The sequence below is a fragment of the Novosphingobium sp. G106 genome (assembly GCF_019075875.1).
In the GTDB taxonomy this organism is placed as follows: domain Bacteria; phylum Pseudomonadota; class Alphaproteobacteria; order Sphingomonadales; family Sphingomonadaceae; genus Novosphingobium.
Window position 1 is genome coordinate 1,189,631 of sequence record NZ_JAHOOZ010000001.1, and the last position, 20,496, is coordinate 1,210,126.

21 protein-coding genes are annotated in these 20,496 nt (G+C 61.1%); 8 read left to right on the forward strand and 13 right to left on the reverse strand.

Translation table 11 applies throughout. The features are described from left to right. Nucleotides 1–46: 46 nt before the first annotated feature. From KRR38_RS05635 to KRR38_RS05650, 4 genes are read right to left on the reverse strand one after another with little or no spacing between them, the layout of a single operon-like run. Complete coding sequence (locus KRR38_RS05635; RefSeq protein WP_217399431.1) at nucleotides 47–751, reverse strand: AAA family ATPase; 705 nt, start codon at nucleotides 749–751, stop codon at nucleotides 47–49. Between the two features lie 13 nt (nucleotides 752–764). Next, nucleotides 765–1,694: a hypothetical protein gene (locus tag KRR38_RS05640; RefSeq protein WP_217399433.1), complete on the reverse strand. Its 930-nt coding sequence runs from the start codon at nucleotides 1,692–1,694 to the stop codon at nucleotides 765–767. A 32-nt stretch (nucleotides 1,695–1,726) separates the two neighbouring features. Next, a complete protein-coding gene (locus KRR38_RS05645) occupies nucleotides 1,727–2,944 on the reverse strand; it encodes a cytochrome P450 (protein ID WP_217399435.1) in 1,218 nt (405 codons plus the stop codon). A 10-nt stretch (nucleotides 2,945–2,954) separates the two neighbouring features. Then, nucleotides 2,955–4,121: an LLM class flavin-dependent oxidoreductase gene (locus KRR38_RS05650; RefSeq protein WP_217399437.1), complete on the reverse strand. Its 1,167-nt coding sequence runs from the start codon at nucleotides 4,119–4,121 to the stop codon at nucleotides 2,955–2,957. Between the two features lie 208 nt (nucleotides 4,122–4,329). Here KRR38_RS05650 and KRR38_RS05655 point away from each other — a divergent pair, with 208 nt between their 5' ends. Next, complete coding sequence (locus tag KRR38_RS05655) at nucleotides 4,330–4,908, forward strand: TetR/AcrR family transcriptional regulator (RefSeq protein ID WP_217399439.1); 579 nt, start codon at nucleotides 4,330–4,332, stop codon at nucleotides 4,906–4,908. Nucleotides 4,909–5,192: 284 nt separating this feature from the next. Here the strand turns inward: KRR38_RS05655 and KRR38_RS05660 are convergent, their stop codons facing one another. The 5 genes from KRR38_RS05660 to KRR38_RS05680 all read right to left on the reverse strand — a co-directional run bounded on the left by KRR38_RS05660 (nucleotide 5,193) and on the right by KRR38_RS05680 (nucleotide 11,482). After that, entirely contained in the window at nucleotides 5,193–6,422 is a 1,230-nt protein-coding gene (locus KRR38_RS05660) for an FAD-dependent monooxygenase (protein ID WP_217399441.1), read from the reverse strand. Further along, nucleotides 6,422–6,850, reverse strand: coding sequence for a DUF3237 family protein (locus tag KRR38_RS05665; RefSeq protein ID WP_217399442.1), 429 nt, complete (start codon nucleotides 6,848–6,850; stop codon nucleotides 6,422–6,424). The genes KRR38_RS05660 and KRR38_RS05665 overlap by 1 nt, the downstream gene beginning before the upstream one ends. A gap of 27 nt (nucleotides 6,851–6,877) precedes the next feature. Then, nucleotides 6,878–7,864, reverse strand: a complete 987-nt coding sequence (locus KRR38_RS05670) for an alpha/beta hydrolase (protein WP_217399444.1) — start codon at nucleotides 7,862–7,864, stop codon at nucleotides 6,878–6,880. 19 nt (nucleotides 7,865–7,883) lie between these two features. Next, complete coding sequence (locus tag KRR38_RS05675; protein WP_217399446.1) at nucleotides 7,884–8,741, reverse strand: alpha/beta hydrolase; 858 nt, start codon at nucleotides 8,739–8,741, stop codon at nucleotides 7,884–7,886. A gap of 200 nt (nucleotides 8,742–8,941) precedes the next feature. Continuing rightward, complete coding sequence (locus tag KRR38_RS05680; RefSeq protein ID WP_217399448.1) at nucleotides 8,942–11,482, reverse strand: TonB-dependent receptor; 2,541 nt, start codon at nucleotides 11,480–11,482, stop codon at nucleotides 8,942–8,944. A 238-nt stretch (nucleotides 11,483–11,720) separates the two neighbouring features. On the opposite strand from KRR38_RS05680, the gene KRR38_RS05685 reads away from it, so the two are divergent. Together KRR38_RS05685 and KRR38_RS05690 are read left to right on the forward strand one after the other, a co-directional pair. Beyond that, complete coding sequence (locus KRR38_RS05685; RefSeq protein ID WP_217399450.1) at nucleotides 11,721–12,164, forward strand: MarR family winged helix-turn-helix transcriptional regulator; 444 nt, start codon at nucleotides 11,721–11,723, stop codon at nucleotides 12,162–12,164. Nucleotides 12,165–12,248: 84 nt separating this feature from the next. Further along, nucleotides 12,249–13,121 (forward strand): sugar phosphate isomerase/epimerase, encoded by an 873-nt coding sequence (locus tag KRR38_RS05690; protein ID WP_217399452.1) that lies wholly within the window; start codon nucleotides 12,249–12,251, stop codon nucleotides 13,119–13,121. Between the two features lie 13 nt (nucleotides 13,122–13,134). Here KRR38_RS05690 and KRR38_RS35840 read toward each other — a convergent pair whose 3' ends face one another. The 3 genes from KRR38_RS35840 to KRR38_RS05700 all read right to left on the reverse strand — a co-directional run bounded on the left by KRR38_RS35840 (nucleotide 13,135) and on the right by KRR38_RS05700 (nucleotide 14,978). Next, nucleotides 13,135–13,482 carry an SDR family NAD(P)-dependent oxidoreductase gene (locus tag KRR38_RS35840; protein WP_375293451.1) on the reverse strand — a complete coding sequence of 116 codons (348 nt, stop codon included), beginning with the start codon at nucleotides 13,480–13,482 and terminating at the stop codon, nucleotides 13,135–13,137. Continuing rightward, nucleotides 13,427–13,939 (reverse strand): SDR family oxidoreductase, encoded by a 513-nt coding sequence (locus KRR38_RS35845; RefSeq protein ID WP_254514656.1) that lies wholly within the window; start codon nucleotides 13,937–13,939, stop codon nucleotides 13,427–13,429. The genes KRR38_RS35840 and KRR38_RS35845 overlap by 56 nt, the downstream gene beginning before the upstream one ends. 109 nt (nucleotides 13,940–14,048) lie before the next feature. Continuing rightward, nucleotides 14,049–14,978, reverse strand: a complete 930-nt coding sequence (locus KRR38_RS05700) for a LysR family transcriptional regulator (RefSeq protein ID WP_309140980.1) — start codon at nucleotides 14,976–14,978, stop codon at nucleotides 14,049–14,051. 197 nt (nucleotides 14,979–15,175) lie between these two features. Between KRR38_RS05700 and KRR38_RS05705 the strand changes: the two genes are divergently transcribed. From KRR38_RS05705 to KRR38_RS05720, 4 genes are read left to right on the forward strand one after another with little or no spacing between them, the layout of a single operon-like run. Then, the gene (locus KRR38_RS05705) at nucleotides 15,176–15,598 is read left to right on the forward strand and encodes a nuclear transport factor 2 family protein (RefSeq protein ID WP_254514657.1); all 423 of its coding nucleotides are present in this window, start codon (nucleotides 15,176–15,178) and stop codon (nucleotides 15,596–15,598) included. Between the two features lies 1 nt (nucleotide 15,599). Further along, entirely contained in the window at nucleotides 15,600–16,601 is a 1,002-nt protein-coding gene (locus KRR38_RS05710; protein WP_217399456.1) for an LLM class flavin-dependent oxidoreductase, read from the forward strand. Continuing rightward, the gene (locus KRR38_RS05715; protein ID WP_217399458.1) at nucleotides 16,598–17,632 is read left to right on the forward strand and encodes a zinc-binding dehydrogenase; all 1,035 of its coding nucleotides are present in this window, start codon (nucleotides 16,598–16,600) and stop codon (nucleotides 17,630–17,632) included. Before KRR38_RS05710 ends, KRR38_RS05715 begins: the two co-directional genes overlap by 4 nt. Nucleotides 17,633–17,642: 10 nt before the next feature. Continuing rightward, a complete protein-coding gene (locus KRR38_RS05720; RefSeq protein WP_217399460.1) occupies nucleotides 17,643–18,461 on the forward strand; it encodes a sugar phosphate isomerase/epimerase in 819 nt (272 codons plus the stop codon). Between the two features lie 40 nt (nucleotides 18,462–18,501). Here KRR38_RS05720 and KRR38_RS05725 read toward each other — a convergent pair whose 3' ends face one another. Continuing rightward, nucleotides 18,502–19,005 (reverse strand): TetR/AcrR family transcriptional regulator, encoded by a 504-nt coding sequence (locus KRR38_RS05725; RefSeq protein WP_217399462.1) that lies wholly within the window; start codon nucleotides 19,003–19,005, stop codon nucleotides 18,502–18,504. Between the two features lie 142 nt (nucleotides 19,006–19,147). Between KRR38_RS05725 and KRR38_RS05730 the strand changes: the two genes are divergently transcribed. Beyond that, nucleotides 19,148–20,458, forward strand: coding sequence for a serine hydrolase (locus tag KRR38_RS05730; RefSeq protein ID WP_217399464.1), 1,311 nt, complete (start codon nucleotides 19,148–19,150; stop codon nucleotides 20,456–20,458). The last annotated feature ends 38 nt before the right edge of the window (nucleotides 20,459–20,496 follow it).

The window sequence follows — 20,496 nt, forward strand, 5'->3', positions numbered from 1 at the left end:
TAGTGCGCGTGGCGGCCGCACGCAGAGGGACCTGTCGCCCGCCCGTCTATCCAGCCAGCGCAAGCAGATCCGGTTTCGAATAAAGCGCGCGCAATTGGTCGAACGCGGTGCCCGGCCCTTCGGCGAGACGCGCCGCGATGCGCTCGCACACCGTGTCAGGATCGAGTTTCGTGGTGTCGAGCACGAGATCGCTGACATCGTTCGCATAAGCCGCGTCGTAAAACCACGGAACGACAACCTCGAGCCTGCGGCCGATTTCAGCGGCACCGTCTCGTCCCAGAACGTCGATCATAGAGGCCGGCAGTTCGAGCTTGCGCTCCGTGACTCTCTGCGCGAGCACCTTGCGATCCGGCTTCAGAACGACGAACAGAACCGGTACTTCTTCCAGGCGCCAGATAAGATCCTGAAGTATAGGCGGGTCCACCCACGTGCAATGGTCCACGATGATGTCCTGCCCTGACTTAGCGGCAGCGGCGATCATGTCGTGCATCGCATGCAATGCCTGCCAGCCCTTTGGCCCATAGTCGATCTGGGCGGGGCTGCCGGGCCCGCGCTCTCCCGCGGGTAGGTCGTAGAAGAAGTCCCGCGCGTTCGCGCCGAACATCGAATATTTGCCCGGTACCATAGTGCCCGTCAGCAGATCGAGGCCGAGCATCATCCAGCAGTCGTCGGCGCGCCGTGCAAATGTCTGGCAGGTGGTGGTCTTTCCGGCGCCAGAGGTGCCGGTCACGACGATGACTTGTCCCGTCATTGCAATACTCCCGTCACTGGCCGCGCAGACGGAGACGGAAGTCTGCGGCGGGATAGAATTCCTGCAGATCGCCGAGCAGCCCTGTCTGACCCTCGGTTTCCCAATCCAGATACGACCAGACCGTGGGGACGTCCGGATAACCAGGAAAGATCAGGTGGCTCGACGAACGGGCCGTTAGCGAGAGCGTGCGCCCCAGCTTATCCTCCATGTCGAAGGCGAAGGCCGCGGGCGTATATTTCCCTTCTTCGGTTACCCGGCGGCTGCCGCCCACGAGCGAGGCCATGACGCCATCCTTGATAAGGAAACCGCCCGCGACCTTCTGTTCGCCGTCTCCGCCGATCGTCAGGGTGTGGAAGGCCAGGTCGGGCGAGGCTATCCCCGAGAAATAGCTTCCCCGCATGACCTGCCCGAAATGCCGCTCGCCGAAGGAGGTGTCGCGCAGCGAGTAGCTATCGACCGCGAACTCTTCGCCCTTGTAGCGGATCGTTCCCGTCACTCGTCCGCACTGCTCGAGGTGCATACGGTGGCCGGTTGCGCCGCTCGTCGTTTCCTCGAGCCCGCCGAAGTCGTGCGGCTCCGATATTGCGGTCCAGACCAGATCAAGCTTGAAGTCGTGACGATCGTAAAGCAGCCGGTACTGCTTCCAGGGTTCGAGCAGTTCGACTGCCATTCCGTTCTCGGCGCGGAAATTGAACTTTTCGGCACCTTCCGGCATCGCCTGAATGTGCTGCCAATCATAGAAAAGGCAGTCATAGCTGTTCGCCCCGGAATCGTCCCACATCGCCGGCCCGCCCACCAGAAGGTTCATATTCGGCCGGAAGAAGTAATAGAAAAACCCGTGGATCTTCCGTTCCGGCACCGAAAAGGCGAACCAGCAGCTCTCGTTCCAGTAGGGGCTGTCGGTCCGCTTTTCGCCAAATTGGTCTATATTCGGAAGGGTCATCACCGTTGCTCCTATCGCGATTATTTTACGTCTCAGATCACCACGTCGAATTCGATCGGTAGACTTTCCACTCCCCAGGCGCCGGGAAAGGTTCGCCAGCCTGTCGGTCCGGGCGAGCGTGGATTGGGGATGCGGCGGGCCATCTGGTGAATGCCCTCGTGAATCTGGAACCGGGCGATGAACTGGCCCAGACAAATGTGCGGCCCAAGGCCGAAGCCGATATGCGGCAGCCCCCGCGAGCGCTCAGGATCGAAGCGATCGGGGTCGTCGGCATAGCGCGGGTCATGCAGTGACACACTGAGAGGGAACCAGACGATCGCGCCCTTCTCCAGCAAGGTGTCGCGGTAGATGACGTCTTCCTTGAGCACGCGCTGCGACGAGATGGTCGAATGGCAGCGGAACGATTCCTCGACGACCTTGCGAGCATAGTCGTAGTCCTCGCCGCAGCGTCGGTACATCTCCGGTTCGCGAAGCAGTTCGGCCATGGTCAGGCCGAGCATATTTTTGGAGGTGTCGTAGCCGGCGACGAACAGGAAGATCAGCAGGTCTTCGAATTCGCGTTGGGTCAGCTCTTCGCGGTCGCGGACTTCGAGCAGCAGGTCGAGCAGGTCCGGTTCCGTGCCCTTTCGAGAACTGGCGCGGCGCTCGGCGATCAGTTCGACGACGAACTCCTCCATCACGACGACGCCTTCCTGCATCGCCGGTAGCCAACGCTTGTCCATGTTGGCGCTGCGACCGATCGCCTCCATCGCCGAGCGCAACCGCGGGATCACAGAGGGCGAGGCGCCGATCAACCGCGTCATTACCCGGACCGGGAAGATGCCGGCGAATTCCTCGAAGTCGAACTTGCCCAGCGGGATCCACTCGTCGAGCAGTTCCTCGACCGTGCGGCGCATGAGCTCGCGGTGGAGATTGGCGGCGCGCGGGGTGAACGAGGGTGCGAGGACGTCGCGCACGTGCTTATGCCGCGGTCCCGACATCGAGAGCATGTGACGCTGCTGGAAGAGGCCCCAGGGCGTGCCCTCGGCATCCATCAGTCGGACGATGTCGTCGTAGAGCTGGCCCATCTTGCCTTCCATGGCGAAGAGGTCGCGGATCGCCTTGTAGTCGGTGACGACATAGCCGATCGGCCAGCGCGCCAGCCACGGATGCGCTGCCCGGGCGCGAGCGAACTCGGGATAGGGATTCGCTGCGAACCAATCCTCCCCCATGTCGAGAAACGGAAGGTCGAGATCGGCACCTTTCTGCATTGCGTCTCTCCTACTCGGCTTTCCGGCCGGTCTTCTCTTCCCAGGCCTTGAAGGCGGCCTCGGCGCCCTTGGTGCGCTCGGCTTCGAGCCGGTCGATATTGCTTTCGAGCGCGGCGTAACTGTCCTGCCGGTTGCGATTGGAGCCTGAGAAATGCGGCATGACGAAGCGGGCGTAGAGCTCGTAGCTCTTCTTCGTTTCCTCCCATTCGGCCCAGTTGTGCGACTGGAACAGGATCACACCGAACTGGCCCTGCTTGGCCTGAAGCCGTTCGATCATCGTAATGGCATCGGCCGGCGTGCCGATCACCGCGCGGCCCGAATTTACCAGCAGCTCGGCCGGGTCCCCCGCCCCGCTCATCCCGCGCATGCCGGCGGGGGCGACCCGGTCGAAGTATTGAACCCATTTGGCCAGGCCTTGAGCAACCTCGGCGCGCGCCTGTTCGCGGGTCGGTGCGATGTGCATCGGTACGACGAGGCGCAGGCTCGCCGCGTCCATGCGCTTGCCATGCTCGGCGGCGACTTCCTGCGCGACCTTCCAGTTCTCGTCGAGCACGTCGAAGCCCGCGGTCTCGGTCGCCGCGACGCAAAGCATGCCGAAGCCGTGGCGCCCGGCGAGCATCCCGCCCGAGGGCGTGACGGCCGAAGCGACGACGATCTCAGGATGCGGCAGGGTATAAGGCCTGAGGTGGGTACGCGCCTTGTTGAGCGTGTACCATGACGTCACATGGCTCACTTCCTCACCGCTGAGCAACGGCACGATAATCTCCGCGACCTCGGTAAGCTTGTCGCGCAAGCTCTTGATATCGACACCGATCATCTCGGCATCGGTTGGCAGCAGGCCCGGACCCATGCCGAACATAACCCGGCCCATCGTCATATGATCGAGCTGGAGGATGCGGTTCGCGACCATCAGCGGGTTGTGATAGGGCATTGAGACGACGCCGGTGCCCAGACGAATGCGTGAGGTGCGCTCAGCCGCGGCCGCGATCATCAGTTCGGGCGAGTCGATCGTTTCCCAACCGGTCGAATGGTGTTCACCGAACCAGGCTTCGGCAAAGCCCAGCTTCTCGACATGCTCGACGATCTCCAGGTCGCGGCGAAGCGCGATGGTCGGGCTCTCGTCGACGTCATGATAGGGCGCGATGAATAGCCCATGCTGCAGCAGCGCGCCCGACATCGTCCGTCCCCACACTTGTACGACCTATTTGCGAATATGCTTGGCCGTTGCGGTTTGAGTAACAGGGAGGCGGAGGGTTTAAAAATACAGGCGTTTTATATGTGGCGGGGCCTCTTCCTATGACGCGGATTCATAAAACAGGCGTTGTAAAACAAGCGTCGTGCCGGCGGGTTGCTTTCTGAGCCCTTGCGGAGCAAATCGCACAACCATGGCGATCGATCACGAACAGCGCAGGGCGGACATTGCGACCATTACGATCGACATTATCGCGAGCGACGGACTGGAAGCGGCGACATTCAGGCGCATTGCTGCCGAGGCAGGCTTCAGCACCACGGCGATCACGCACTACTTCGCTGACAAGCAGGAGCTTCTCGTCTGGGCGTTCCACATTCTCTCGCAAGAAGGTGTGCGGCGGTTTCGCGAAGCCTTGAGTGAAAATCCCTCGGATCTCATCGGCGCACTGCTGACCATGGTCCCTTGGTGCCCGATCAATGTGCGGCGCTGGAAGGCATTCCTCGCATTATGGGATCAGGCTTCACGCGATCAAGACATCGCGCACCTGGTAAGGCTGGGCGAAAGCACGGGCTACTCCATTGTCCACGAACTGCTTCGTGGGGAGGCATCCGGGAAGCACAATCTGGAGATTGCATGCAAGCTGCTGCACGCCATGATCCAAGGCCTCTCGCTCCAGATGCTGGTGGATGAAAAAAACTGGGATGAGCCCGGCATTCGTTCATTGCTGGAAGACGCGTTCAACGTCGCGGTGTTGAAAGCTCGATCCCCATAGAAACTGTCATTGCAGCATTCCGGCTTCGACCCCTGGTTTAGGAACGGGAGGCATCGCAAATTGGGAGGGTCTCCAAGACCCGCTTCTTGCACCAACCACGCTTCATATCAGTTGCAAGGTCTCGATCGCGGTCGGCGGTCCGGCCGCGACGAAGTTAAGTTCACCAGCCGCGGCGAACTGCGTTCGCCCGAGTATCTCCACGGCAACATATGCGACGATAGTCGCCTCCGTGAGCGGCTTAAAATTCCCCTACAAAGGCGACCCAAATGGTCGCCCCAACGAAATCACAATGACCAACTCGCCCGTGCGTTGACCAATTCAGGATCGAATCCCGCTAGGCGTTTGTAACCTGCCGCGATTTCCTCGCGCTCGGATATCGGCACCAGGACGTCGACATCATCCGCGGGATTACTTGCTCGTTGACGGGCAAGCTCTAACACCTTGTCCGGTCCTTGCTTGCGATTTGCGAGAACTATCTTTCTGGTCGCCTCGCGCCGCGCATTTTCGTAGTTCGTCAGTGCATCCAAAGGATCGATTGCGGTCGCGAGATGCCATGCAAGGGCGCGGGCGTCGATTATGCCCTGGGTCGCTCCGTTGGAGCCGATCGGGTACATCGGATGGGCGGCGTCGCCCGCCAAGGTCACGCGGCCAAACGACCATCTTGGAAGCGGATCGCGATCAACCATTGGAAATTCGAACACCTCGCCGCTTCGAGCAAGAATGTCGGGAATATCGATTCCGGGCCATTGCCAGCCTGCATAGCGGGCGATCAGGTGGCTTCGATCAGCGGTTCGGTTCCAGTCCTCGAACGGTTCGTCCCCAGGCTTGCCAGTCTGCAAGTCGCAGACCCAATTGAGTACGATGTTTGCGCCGTCTTGTCCGATAGGATAGCAGATGAACTTCTGGTCCTTGTGGCCCGCCCACAGCATTCGCGGGTTTATGCTGCCGGCCGGATGGCGCGTCGTCGAACGAAAAAGCGAAACCCCGTTCCATTTGGGCCGCCCCTCCCCCGGATAAAGCTGACGACGAACCGCAGAATGGATGCCGTCAGCGCCTATCATGACATCAACTGGGATGATGGTGCCGTTGCTGAAGCGAAGCTGCACAGCGCCGCTTTTCTCCTCGAAGCTTTCCAGCATGTGACCGGTGCGGATCGCGTCCGCCCCGAGCGTCTGTAGTACGGCATCCCGCAGGAAGAGTTGGAAGTGGCCGCGGTGAATTGCGATTTGCGGCCAGTGATAGCCCGCCGGCAGACCGCGCGCTTCACTCCATACGAGACGCCCATCGGCCATGTGATAGTCCAGGCCTTGGATCTCGACACCAATCTGACGAAGGCCTTCAAGTAGCCCCAGTTCCGTCAGCTCTCGCACAGCATGCGGTAGAAGATTGATACCCACGCCCAGCGGCTTCATGGTTCCGACGGCCTCGTAGACAGTCGGGCGCAGGCCCGCAGCGGCAAGGCTCAAAGCCGCCGTTAATCCGACGATACCGCCGCCTATAATAGCGATTTCCATCACAGCACCGGATAGATGCCAAGCGTGACGTAGTTCGGAAAGCGTTCGCCTATGGCGATGGCGAGTATCTGGTTCAGGGCTGCCAGCTCCAGACTGCCAGAGGAAAAGCGCATGGCCGTGCGGAAATAATATTGGCTTCCGGGTACGATCTCGCCGGCCGCGATCCGTGCGAGAACTCCTGGCGCGCCGGCACGCAAGCCCTTCGACCGTACCTCTACCCTGCCCTGTTCGAGTTCAAGCGCATAACGCGCGGAAATTTCGACGCAACCGTTCGGCATCACAGTCTGCCAGTCCATTCCACCTGGTATGATGATGCCGGAGTAATCACCATCAACCTTGCCGCCCAATAGCGGAACATAGCGCCGAACCTGGCCTCCGACTTCTCCGACGATGACCGGGTCACCCACTTCGACGGTGAAGGTCATCATTTTCGCGCCAGTAACGGGCCCCTGCATTTACTGGCCCTCATTGTCTTCAGAGGGCGTGGCGTCAGGCCGCGCCTGCTCTCCAGGCATCAGAGCCCGAGCCAATTTCAGTATTTCCTCAAGATCGGACGATGCCGAAGGAAGGGCGCCGCGATAAGTGGCGAAGCCATGAATTGTGCCAGTCATCTCCTTGAAACTGACCTGGACCCCGGCCTCGATGGCCCTAGCAGCATAGGCACGCCCTTCATCACAAAGCGGATCGAGCGCCGCAGTGATGACCAGGGTCGGAGGCAGTCCGGCCTGATGGGCCAAAATGGGCGAATGACGCCAGTGTTGTGGATCCGCCGCATAGGCGGAATCATAGTAGGCCATGTTCGGGCGCGACAGACCAAAGCCCTCGGCGAATGCAGCAGTCGAAGGATAGACCCGACTGGAATCGGCTTTCGGATATAGCGCGACCTGCAGAACGACGGGCAGTGCCGCCGGACGGTCGCGCAAGGCCAGCGATGTGACGAGAGCAAGCGTGCCGCCTGCGCTGTCGCCGCAAAGGACCAGACTCGTGAATTCTCGCTCGAAGGACGCGCCATTTTCGGCGATCCAGCGTGCCGCCGCCTCAGCATCGTCAGGGGCTGCCGGCCAGCGATGTTCGGGCGCCAGGCGATATTCGACGGAAATGACGGGCAAGTCGAGTTGCCTCGCCATCTCGGCAGCCAACCCGGCATGCGTGTCGATGCTGCCGACGACGAAACCGCCGCCATGAAAGAAGACGAGGACCGGTCCTGGCTCACGCGTTCGGCGGGCGTCGAACAGGCGCAGCGCAATCGGTTCGGCGGGGCCCGGCATGGCGAGATCGCGCACCGTTTCCAACGCCCCGACCGGCAGGTCGGCCGAGGCCATCTGCCCTGCTGGCATCTGGCGGATCATCGCCATCAGTTGATCATTGAATTCTGGCTGGGGATTGACCGCCATCGCGTCGAGGAAGCGGCGCACGTCGGGACGAATAAAGGGCTGCGTCATGGCTGTCTTTCGGCGAGTGTCAGTCGAGTTTGAGAATTCTGGCAACGAAGGTCCTGCATTCGGCCATGAGGGCATGGTCTTCGGGCGCCGTCCCCAGGAAGCCGCCGTGTGATCCGGCTTCTTGGATATAGAGATCGGCCGGCACCCCGCAGCGCCGCAGCGCGACATGCATCCGCACGGCGTCCGACAGCAGCAGATCGCGTGTACCGCTCGCCAGGAAGGTTGGTGGCCACCCGCGCGTGAAGTCTCCAAACAACGGAGACAAATAGGGGTTGGTTGGATCACCGGAGACATACTGCCCGGGCCCAGCTGCGGAACTGCCCGTGAGATTGGTGTCCAGATGGCGATTTGTGCAATGGCTGTCGCCCGACCATGTAAGGTCGAGGGCTGGCGTCAGCAGCAAAAGCCCGGCCGGCATCGCCATACCTTCGTCTCGCGCGCGCAGGACCGTTGCCGCTGCCAGATTACCGCCGGCAGAGGATCCTGCGAGAACCACATCGCCGGTTTTTTTCTCGGCGATGAGGCCCGCGTAGGCTTCGAAGCAGTCGTCGAGAGCGGCGGGGAACACGGCCGCGGGTGCGAGCCGATAGTCGACCGACCAGACCTCAACGCCATGGTCCATTGCGCGAAGCTGTGCGAGGATACGGCACATCTCGCCTCCCCCGGCGACGAAGCCGCCACCGTGGATGTCCATATAGACCGCGTTGGCCTGCCTACCGACGCGCCCTTCCGGCACGACGCGATGGACGACAGCGCCGCTGGACAAAGGCATCGAGCTGACTTCCCCGCGGAAGCGAGTAGCGGCAACGCGCAGGAACTGCAGGGCGCGCTCCGCATCATCGACAATCGATGCCGGCTCTCCGCTGCCGGCCTGCAATCTTGCGATCGCCTTCGCAAGAAAGGAGCGCGCTTCGGCGCTCAAAGATGCGGGAATGGGAATCTGTTGCTGTGGAACGAGGAGTGTCCGTTCTGACTGAGGCATTCCTGGTTCCTTGTCTTGGCACCTGGTGTCAGGTCTTTTGGGTTCGGTTGTCGTCCGGGAGGTTCTCTGCAGCCCCTCCCGGACGCCCCCCGGAATTAACCGCCGAAGTTGAAAGTCAAACGCAGGCCATACATGCGCGGTTGTCCAACTTGCCGGTATTCGAAGCCGGTCGAATTGTACTGCCCGCCGATGAACGTATAATATTTCTTGTTGAACATGTTAGTCCCGAAGAACGCTACATCGACCGGCGAGCCGCCGATCCGGTTCCAGTTTACGTTGAGGTTGGCGATCCCGTAGCCCGGGATCGTCGCGTAGGGTGAAACCGAGGAAAGCACGGCCTGATACTTGGCCGTATAGGCATAAGTGCCTGATACCGACAGCTGCCCGACCCGCTCGGGTAGCGGCAGCCGATAGGTGCCGGTCAACGCAAACTGATGCTCAGGCGAAAACGACAGGGGCTCGCCGGCTGCTGTCGTGTAGGACGGCGATGGTTGCAGTGGGGATAGCACGCCCACCAGCAGAGCCGGATTGATCGGCGTGAACTCGTCCACTTTGGTATGGAGATAGGAATAGGAACCGGAGAGGGTGAAGCCGCGGAACAGCTCTAGGTCGGCGACGACTTCCGCACCGTAGATCGTCGAAGCACCGGCGTTGACGATTGCGGTAGTGGGATTGCCGTTTACAGTGAGCAGCCCCGCTTGGACCTGCTGGTCGGCAAAATCGTTATAGAACAGCGCTACGTTGAACGTGCCGCGCAGGGCCCCTCGGAACTGGGTCTTGCCGCCGACTTCGTAGGTATCGACCTTCTCCTGGCCGTACTTGTTCAAACCCTGTGCCGCCACGCCGGCGATGTTGACGCCGCCCTGCCGATATCCGCGCGCGTATTTCGCGTAGAGCAGGATGTCCTGATTGGGCTTGTAATCGAGATCGATCAGCCATGTTGGCGCATCGCTCTTCTGCTCCACCGCGATCAGGCAGCCATTGCTGAGGCTTGCTGTACTGTCGGAACAGGAGGTCGAGAGGGGCGCGGACAAAGCATCGGGACTGAAGCGGTAGGTGAGCGCCCGGGACTGGCCCGATGCCTTGTCCCAGGTATAGCGAAACCCGAGCGTCGCGCTCAGTTTGTCCGTCAGCTTGTACGTGCCTTGCGCATAGAGTGCGACATCTTCGAACCGATTGTCGCCGAAAACTTGAGTCGCCGAGCCCGAAAACGCTTGCCGGGCAATCAACCCGCCGACGGCGGGGCCTTGTGTCGCCACGAGGATCGGCAGAACCGCATCATAAGCGATATCGCGGCAACGGAAATTTGCGGGATCGCCTTGATACAGAGTGCTGAAGTCGCAGCCGATGTTACCCGCACTGTTGCCGGCCGACGTTCCACGCGGTGAGCTCTTTTCGTAATAGATGCCAGCTTGCCAGGTCAGGCGGTCACCTGCAGCCCGCCCTTGGAACTGCAGTTCTTCTACAAATGTGTCCACGTTAAACAACGGCAGGCCGGGTATCGAACCGTTGAAGGTGAAACTGTACGGAAGAGCCTGAGGCGGTGTTGCCACCGCGGGTGCCCGCATGTTGGCCGTGTTGAAGCCGGTTCCGAACACCTGTCCTGAGAATTCGTTTCGCAAGTTGCCGAACGAAGCGATGTTCTTGATCGTCAATGCGTCCGTCGCCTGCCACGTCGTCCTATTGATGATCTGCCACTGGCGCGATTCCGAGACAGACTGCGGCGCAATATTCGAGACCGCATAATAGTCGCCCCCTTGCTGCGCGAGGGCAGCTCCGCAGAGTGGGCCATTGACGAGAGCACCGAGTCCGGCGGCAGCGTTGCAGGCAAACAGCGAAGAGGGCGAGCCACTGTTCTCGGATCGCATGAAAGTCGCGACGGTATAGTTCTCGAGATCGGGCGTGAGATCGAGCACGAGGCTCGCCCTGACCGAAACATAGTCCATATCCGCGAAACGGCTGTGTCCGATCCCCGTTACGTTCCGCAAATAGCCGTCGCGCTTCTGATGATCTGCGCCCACGCGGAATCGCACGTTCTCATTGATTGGGATGTTGAGCACGCCTTGCACGCGCCACATGTCGAAATTGCCCACCGAGCCCTGGACATAGCCGCCCAAGTCGGCGTCGGGCCGCTTCGGCACAAGCAGGACCGCTCCCCCTGTAGTGTTGCGGCCGAACAGCGTGCCCTGCGGCCCCTTCAGCACCTGGACGTTTTCGAGATCGAAGAACGCACCGGGTCCCGCTCCATCGCCCGAAGTCGTCAGCGTTCCTCCGCGCGGCGCGACGACATCGGCGAAATAGACCGCCACAGAGGCCGAAGTGCGCAGTTCCTGGGTGAAGCCTCGTATGGCGAAAGACGACGCATCAGGACCGAAGCGCTGGTTGGTAATGAGTCCCGGTGTCGTGGTCGACAGGTCGGAAGCATTGACGATGTTGCGGTTTGCGAGGTCCTGCTGATTGAGAACCTGGATCGAGATCGGGACGTCCTGCAAACGCTCTTCCGAACGACGGGCCGTCACGACGATATCGTTGACCGTCGGGGGCGCATCGCTGCTTTGCGCTGATGCCGGCGAGATCGTCCCAAAACCCGCCAAAGTCGATGTGAACAAAATGCTCTTGAGCGTGCTTCGCCTCATGTCCTTCTCCCCATTGTCTTGCTTATTCAGCTATTTATGGACTGCCGCCGTGATCGCCCTCGAAGAACGCAGACCATCTCCTCGCGGCCCGCACCGGGCCGCGGTTGAATGTGTCCCTTTGCAAGGACTCAATTGCTAGAAGCTGTCCCTTCTCCCGGCGCGATGACGCCCGCTGAGGAGATGATTGATATATCACCTACCATTTGCCTGCAACATCTTTTTCGTTAAGCTCTTCGGCATGACCACCGAAGAACCGTGCGACACTCTCATTGACCCACTGGCGGACAAGATCGGCTATCAGCTGCGCCGGGCATCGCTTGCCTATCTGACCCATCTCACACTTGCGGTGGAGGCGTTCGACTTGCGGATCGCCGAGATGACCTTTCTGATGTTCGTCGCGGTGAATCCGGGCTGCAGTCAAGGTGAAGTCAGCCGCGTACTTGGCGTTAAACGAACCAATATGGTGCCGACCGTCACCGAACTGGTAAAGAGAGGCTATCTTGTGCGTGAGGCGGCAGACGGGCGAACGAACGCGCTGACATTGACTGCCAGCGGCATGAGCCTGCATGCAAGCTTGTCCGAGGCGATCGATGGGTGCGACCAAAGATTCTTTGGCGACATGGCTCCTGCGAAACTGGAAGCGTTGCGAGACGCATTGCTGGAGATTCGCGCAAAGGCTTGAAGCGACCACGATTTTCGGATGTTACGTCTATTAAGTTGGCGCTGAGCTTCCAGGTTGCGGACTTCGACAAAGGAGAGCCGCCCAATGTATCCCAGGCCCGAGCTGGTAGCAGCCTTCTTCACCTTGGCAGGCGATGTCAGTCCTTGGGGTGGTTCGCTGGTAAGTCCGCACGACCTTCGCGAGCGGGCTGAAGCCGCTTCCGCTGCCGGTTACGTTGGCATGGGTTTCGTGTCGGTCGACCTAGAGGCAGCGATCGACCACCATGGAGTTGCCGGTGTTCGGAGCATTCTGGCGGACAACGGCATTCGTTATCTGGAACTCGAAGCCATAGTGCGCTGGCTGGCGGAAGGAGAGGACTGCGTCGCGGCCGATGCCCACAGACTCAAGTTGCTCGAGATGGCAGCCGAGCTCGATGTCTGGAACATCAAAGCGCTAGGCGACTTCAGCGGACGCGAGTGGCCGATAGATTTCATGACCGAGCGTTTCCACACGATCTGCGCCGATACCGCCGCCCGTACGGACGCCCAGGTGACGATCGAGATCTTTCCAACGACAAATATCCGCGATCTGAAAACCGCCACCGCCGTGGTTGAGGGCGCGGACATGGCCAATGGGGGATTGCTGCTCGATATCTGGCATATGACGCGTGGCGGGGTCGCCTATGCCGATTTCGCCAAGGTGCCCAGCCGATGGATCAAGGCTATCGAGCTCAATGATGCGACTGCCGAGTTGGTCGGCGACTTGATGGACGATTCCAGCAATCGCCGACGTCTGCCCGGCGAAGGTGATTTCGACATCCCGTCGTTCCTGCGCCACGTACGCGAGACCGGCTATGTCGGTCCATACGGTGTCGAAATTGCTTCCGAGGAGCATCGCAGACTGCCACTGGCCGAGGCGGCGCAGCGGTCATTCGACGCTACCATGGAGCAATTCACTCAGTTTCGGAACACGGTCTGACGCTGCGACGGCCTCAGGTCTTTGGCGCGGTCAGAACCTTCATCGCACGCGCGGATCCCGCGAGCACGTCGCGGCGCGGCATCTTCATCATATGCTCCATCGTCACCCTGTAGCCAGAATGCGACAAGAAGGTCGGGCCGTTGTCGATGTTCTCCAAAGTCGTACGTGCGACGTCCTCGGCGGACATCAGGCCTTCCGCCTGGGAAATATCCATCCCTTGCAATTCGGCCGCTTCGGATTCCGTCGGGCCGGGACACAAAGTCAAAACCTTGATGCCCTCGGGCGTGAGCTCGCCCCACAAAGCTTCACCGAGGCTCACCACCATGGCCTTGCTGGCGCCATAGGCCGCAGAATACGGCATGCCGATCAACCCTTCGACCGAACTGGTGAAGATGATCCCCCCCTTTGCCGCGCGCTCTAAGCCGCGGAATGAACCCGTGTGCGAGCAGCATCGGCACATGGCAGTTGACCATCAGCATATCGCTCATAGCAGCGGGATCGGTTGCTGCGTGCTCGCCTTTCAAGCCGAAGCCCGCATTGCTCACCACCAGGCCGACATCGAGCGCAGCAGTAGCGTCGAGGATTTTTCCCGATGCGCCGCGCTCGGCCAGATCAGTTTCGCAGAGCGAAACATCGACGCCGTGTTTTTCACGCAACCCCGCCGCAAGATCTTCCAGCCTCTGCCGCCGGCGAGCGACAAGCACGAGGTCCATGCCCATGCTAGCCAAGGTCTCGGCAAACGCCTTACCGATACCGGAGGAGGCACCGGTCACCAGCGCGACGGGCCCGAATTCGGCCTTGAATGAGCGGTCGTCCATCAGCGTTCCCTTTCCCAGTGCGGGCTGCGCCTATATCAACTAGACCGCCGCTGACAGCGCAATCGCACTTTCCGGCAGAGCGACGGATCGCAGCTCCGGTGGGGCAAAGTCATGGGCTCTCGCGCACGCCAATACCCTCTCGTGCGATCCGTGCTATGGCCTCTTCCACGACGCTGACCTGCCGGCGCGAAGTCTGATGTCCCTTGCGCGCAGCGAGGAAGATTTCGATCCTCACAGGAGGATCGACGATCGGCCAACAGCCGAGGGAGCCGTCGGTCAGTTCTTGCCGAAAGTAACATTGCGGGAGCACGGCGTAGCCCATGCCTTCCCGCGCAAGATCCCTAGCCAATCGCGAAGCGTCTGCTTCGAAGCAGATGTTCACCTTGGCATTCGCGCGTCTGACGACATCATTCACCGCCCCTCTGATTCCCATGTGATGCGAAGGGACGATTAGCGGTAACTTCATCGCGTCTTTGAGCGACACGCCCTGTCGATCGGCCAGTTGCCCGTTGCGCAGCCCAGCGAGCGCCAAGGGCAACGAGACTACCTTTCTCTCCTGGATCTGATCGTTACGCGACGTTTCTTCCAAGAGGGCGAAATCGACCATGCCCCTGTTCAACCAGTCGATCAGCCCCCCGGTCGGGCCTTCGATCAGGCGAAATTTCATATGGGGAAAGGCGTGGGCGAGACCGACTGCCATGGGCCGCGCCAAAATGTCGGCCAGGCTTGGCGGCATGCCTACCGCGAAATTGGCCTCGACCAGGGCCGGCAAAGTACGGATGTTCTGGAGCGCAAGCTCCATCTCGCGCAACGGGCCCGCAACCGCCGAATGCAGGTATTCGCCCTCGTCTGTCAGCCGCATCCCGTGCGCGGTACGGCTGAACAGGGTGACCCCGAGCTCTTCCTCGAGCAAGCGCATCTGCCGGCTCAGAGCCGACTGGGCCACGCGTACCATGCCCGCCGCCTTGGTCAGCGATCCGTCTTCCGCGATCCGAACGAAGTAACTGAGCCTCCTGATTTCCAACCTTGCCTCCGTCAAGCTCGCCTATCTGATTTTGATATATTGAAATGCCGAAGATTGAAGTGGCGAGATAGGGTGATTTGCATGATCCTTGTGCCAATGTCGCGCTCGGATCGGGGACCGGACGATTTGCGGAAGGGAATAGGAATGGCAAACTTGCAGGAAGTGTCCGATCGACAGGACATCACCGATCAAATCTACCGCTATTGCGGGCGATGGATCGCGTCGATCACGAACTGGGCTATTCGATCTGGCACGAGGATGGCACGGCTGACTACGGTCACAATTTCCAGGGCACTGGCCGTGGCTTTGTCGACAATGTATGCCGGCAACACGCGGGTTTGCAGCAGCATTCGCACCAGGTGTCGAACATCATCATCGAACTCGACGGGGACCGCGCCGGCAGCGAAGCCTATGTTACCGCCACCCTGCGCATGCCGCGCGAAGGCCGGATGATGCAGATGACGGTGATCAGCCGATACGTCGACACCTGGTCGCGCCGGAATGGACGCTGGGCGATCGATCATCGCATCGCAGTGATGGAAATGGACGAGATACGCGAAGTGACCCCGATGATGGAGCATGATCGGGCGCGTCGCGACCGAACCGATCCCAGCTACGGCGTGCTGAAAGTCTGAAATGACCCCGATCAACACAACCGTATCGTTCGATATGCGCTCGCCAGACTGGGCAACGCCCACGGCGAAGCTCTATGCCGAAGCGCTCGACATGGCGGCCTTTGCCGACGAGATCGGCGTCGATCGCATAGGTCTCATGGAGCATCACGGCTCCGAAGACGGCTATCTGCCGCAGCCCTTTGTCATGGCGGGCGGGGTCGCGGCACGCACCAAACGCTGCACCATCGGCCTTGGCGCGGTGATCCTGCCGCTGCACGATCCGGTAAAGCTCGCCGAACAGATGGCACTTGTCGATCTGATGTCGAACGGACGGCTCCAGGTGATTTTCGGGGCGGGCTATGTCCCTTTCGAATTCGCCATGTTCGGCACGTCGCTGAAAGATCGCGGACGCTTGCTCGATGAGGGCATCGACATAATCCTGCGCGCGCTGCGCGGCGAACGCTTCGAGGCAAACGGGCGCCCGGTGTTCGTCCGCCCGCTGCCCGTGCAGAAGCCCGAGGACATTGTCTTCGTCGGCGGTGGGGTTCCGGCATCTGCCAAACGCGCCGCGAAGTTCGGCGTCGGCCTGGGGCCGATGCGCGCGGACATCATCCCCATCTACGAAGAGGAATGCCGCAAGCTGGGGCGGGAGCCGGGAAACTACAATCGTCCCTGCCACCAGCTTCCGGGGATCATCATGCTATCGGATGATCCCGACCGGACCTGGTCGATCCTCGAGCCCCACGCCCTCCACGTCGTGCAGGAATATGCCAAGTGGGCGGCGGCGGAAGGCGATGGTTCCAATTCGCCGTTCAAGGGTCTCGACAACATCGATGCGCTCCGCCGTTCGGGCATGTTCGGGGTGTGGACGGTCGATGACCTCATCGCCAACGCCGACAAGGTCGAGGACCGCGGAACATTCGGATTTCAACCGCTAGTCGGCGGCTTTCCCCCCGAGGAGGGCTGGAAAAGCCTCGAACTGCTCAAGACTGCCATCCCCAAGCTCAAGGATCTTCCGCGATGAAAGCTGCCTATATTCAGAACGGCAAAGTCGAAACCGGCACGTTCGACGACCCAGTCCCCAGCAAGGGACAGGCGCTGGTTCGCACTCATAGCTGCGGCATGTGTGCTTCGGAGGCGCATTTCCTCCATGCCGGGCAGAACGTGATCGACCTGTCGCGCCAGTTTGGCGGGCCCTATGCCCAATTGAATTTCGATCGCCCGTTCGTGCCGGGTCACGAATACGTCGGGGAAGTGCTGGACTACGGCCCGGGCAGCGAACGCCGGGTCAAGGTCGGGCGCCGGGTCACGTCCGTGCCGATCATGCGCGCGGAAGGCTCGCACAAGGTCATCGGCTTTTCGCACGAATGCCCGGGTGGCTTTGGCGAACTGATGCTGCTGGACGAAACCATGTTGCTCGAAGTCTCCGACAGCCTCGAGGATGATCTCGCCGCGATGATCGAGCCGCTTGCGGTCGGTCTCGAGCATGCCCGGCGGGGGAATCCGCGGCCGGACGACGTACCGCTGGTGCTGGGTTGCGGCGCGATCGGGCTCGGCGTGATCGCCGGATTGAAGCTGCTCGGCGCAGGACCGATCGTCGCCGCCGATTTCCATCCCGGCCGCCGCGAACTGGCGATCCGCATGGGAGCCGACATTGCCATCGATCCGCGCGAGACCGATCCCTACGGCCCGCTTCCCGATCTCGGCGCCCGTCGCGTCAACCTCATCTACGAGAACGTGGGCCAGAAGGGCATGCTCGGCCGGATCGTTGCCGCGGCGCCGTTCGACGGACGCATCGTCATGGGCGGCTACTGCATGGAGGAGGAGGCGATGTTCGTCTTCGCTGCCCAGAACAAGCGCCTCAACATCCAGTTCGCCGGTGGGGAGGAGCCGCAGGACATGGACCTCGCAATGCGCGCCATCGCTGATGGCCGCATCGACGTACGCAGCTGGCTGGGCGAACGGATCGGCATATCCGGCGTGGCCGATGCCATGGCGAAGATGTCCGGACCGGAGGCGCCGGTGCGTTCAGTCGTTGACCCACGACTGCTGTGAGATTGGTATAATGAAGGGAGCTGCCAATCGTCTCGGCATCGAGCTGCTCAGCACGTTCGGCATGCCGCCGCTGGAATTCGTGCCGCTCGTCAGCGATCTCGGCTGCCGGAACCTGTCCATCGGCCTGACGGGCCTGCCGATGATCGATTGCGGTTATCCGGAGTGGTCTTTGCGGGACGATGCCAGGCTGCGCGGGGCCTTCATCGCCGCGCTGCGGGAGCATGGCGTCGGCATCTCGCAGGGCGAAGGTTTCCTCGTTCGCTCTGGAACATCGGTCACAAATTTCGCTGGCGATCTGGACCTGATGGCCGAAATGGGCGCTCTAGCCGTCGGCACGGCGGGGATGGAGCCGGACGAATCCCGCGCGTTCGACGAGTTTGCTGTGTTGGCCGAAATAGCCGGCGACCGGGGCCTTGCCGTCCATCTTGAATTCGTTCCGGGCCTTTCTGTCAGCGACCTGGCGTCCGCGCTCGCCGTCGTCGAGCATGTTGGCCGGCGAGATTTTCGCGTCATGATCGACGCCATGCATTTCTTTCGTTCCGGCGGCACCATCGCGCAACTGTCTGCAGTCGATCCCGCGAAGATTGGTTATGTCCAGCTATGCGACGCCCCCTTGGCGGCCGCGCAACCTGAATACATGACCGAGGCCATGACCGCCCGGTGTCTTCCCGGCGAGGGACAGCTGCCCCTTGCCGACCTCATTCGCGCCTTGCCAAACGACATCCCTATTGGCCTTGAGATCCCCAACTTCGCCGCCACGAGCGAACCCGGCTGGCAAGACAGGTGGCTGCGAAAGGCGGTCGAGGCGGCACGCTCCCTTGGCGCATAGGGCATGCGGCCTGGCTACGTCCGATAAGGCGGCAGATTGATTACGCGGGCTTGATCGGTCTCAGCGCCAGACGTTCGATGGCTTCTGCCACCCATTCCGCAGGCTGCGGCTGATCCTGCTCGATCCACCAGCTCAGTATCTCGATGATCGTGCTCACCGCCGTGCGCACGCCGAGATCCGCGGTCAGCCAGGCTTGCGGGGCAGGATGCACATCAGCGAGTTCCTGCGAAATCTTCAAGAACTCGCGGCGAATGGCGGGAGCCGCGCCGCCCCCGAGAAGGATCGACCACAAACGACGACTCTCATCGACATGCCGGCACAGGGCGATGCATGCCCCAAGGCTGTCTTCGGCCGCCATTCCGGGCCGGGTTAGCGAGAGAAGATCATGCAATTCCTGCGAGGCGATCGCTTCAAGCAGCGCTTCCTTCGTGCCGTACTGACGAAAGAACGTCGAATAACCGATCCCGGCCTCCGCGGTGAGATCACGCGCCGAAATCGCTTCGAAGGGCTTACGTTCCAGCAGCGCCAACAAAGCTTCGCTCAAGGCGACACGGCTCCGCAAGGCCCGCGGATCCTCGCTCGTTGACAGCCTTCCCGACATCCAACTATGACCCACAGTAGTTCAAAGATTCGCAAGCCGAATAGCACGAAGCCTCATGCGGCATAAGAACGAACGGGAGGTGGACATGGGTCTGGCATTGAAGGTGGGATTGGGGGCACTGATCATGGCATTGTCGACGGGAATTGCAGGCGCAAAAGAGGCAACCAGCGGGCCTCAGCCCGAAGCGCTGGGCTTCTCTTCCGAGCGCTTGGAGCGGCTCGACGCGGCGATGAAGGCCGAAGTGGATCAAGGCCGCTATCCCGGTGTGAGCGTTCTGGTTCTGCGTCACGGCAAAATCGTCTTCGATCGCCGTTACGGGTTCCAGTCCATCGAGAAGCACACGCCGCTCGCGGCCGACACGATTTTCCGCATTGCATCGATGACCAAGCCCATCGCCGGGATCGCACTGATGATCCTGTTCGAGGAAGGCAAGTGGCAGCTCGACGACCCCATATCAAAGTTCGTTCCCGAATTCGCCGATCTCAAGGTCAAGACCGCGGCGGGTCTCGTCGCCCCCGACCATCCGCCGACGATGCGCGAACTCGTAACCAGCACTGCGGGATTCCCTGGCGGCTTTCCCCTCAACTCCTCGTTTCCCGATCTCGACGAGACCTATGCCAAGGCCGGCCTGCACGAAGGCACCTTGAACGCTATGGCTGGCAAGCTCGCCAAATTGCCGCTGGAATCGCAGCCTGGGGCGAAGTTCCGCTATGGCATCCAGCACGATATCCAGGGTCTCGTGGTCGAACGCATCTCTGGCATGACTTTCGACCGCTTTCTTCAGGACCGTCTCTTTGCTCCGCTCGGGATGGTCGACACGGGTTTCCATATCCCCGATTCGAAGCGCGACCGACTTGCCACGCTCTATGGCTACGACAAGGCCATGAAGCTCGCGGCCACGCCCTTCCAGGGATCGATGCCAGCCTCCGACGTTATCAACCCGGCGTTTTTCTCAGGTGCGGGCGGTCTATACTCGACAGCAAAGGACTATGAGCGCCTGCTGCGCATGCTGGCAAACGGTGGCGAGCTCGACGGCAAACGCATCCTCGCGCCTTCGTCCGTACGATTGATGATGAGCGACATGCTGCCCGAGGGCGTGAAGCTAAGGTTTGCCCAGCAGGTCGAAGGGGTCGGCTACGGCGTCGATCTCGGCATCGTGCTCGATCCGGCGCGCGCCTCCTTCAATGGCGGGACAATCGGCAAAGGCAGTGTTTTCTGGACGGGCGCGCATGGGACCTGGTTCTGGATCGATCCGCAGAACGACGTGATCGTGCTGGGCATGACCCAACTCGCCTTTTCGGCCGCTCTGCATATGGGCATGCCCTATCCCGCGGACGACCTGCGGGCGATATCGCGCTCGCTGGTCTACCAGGCGCTCGTCGACGAGAAACGCTGACCTCGAGACGCAATCTGAATGCGCTGCGGAACTCTCAA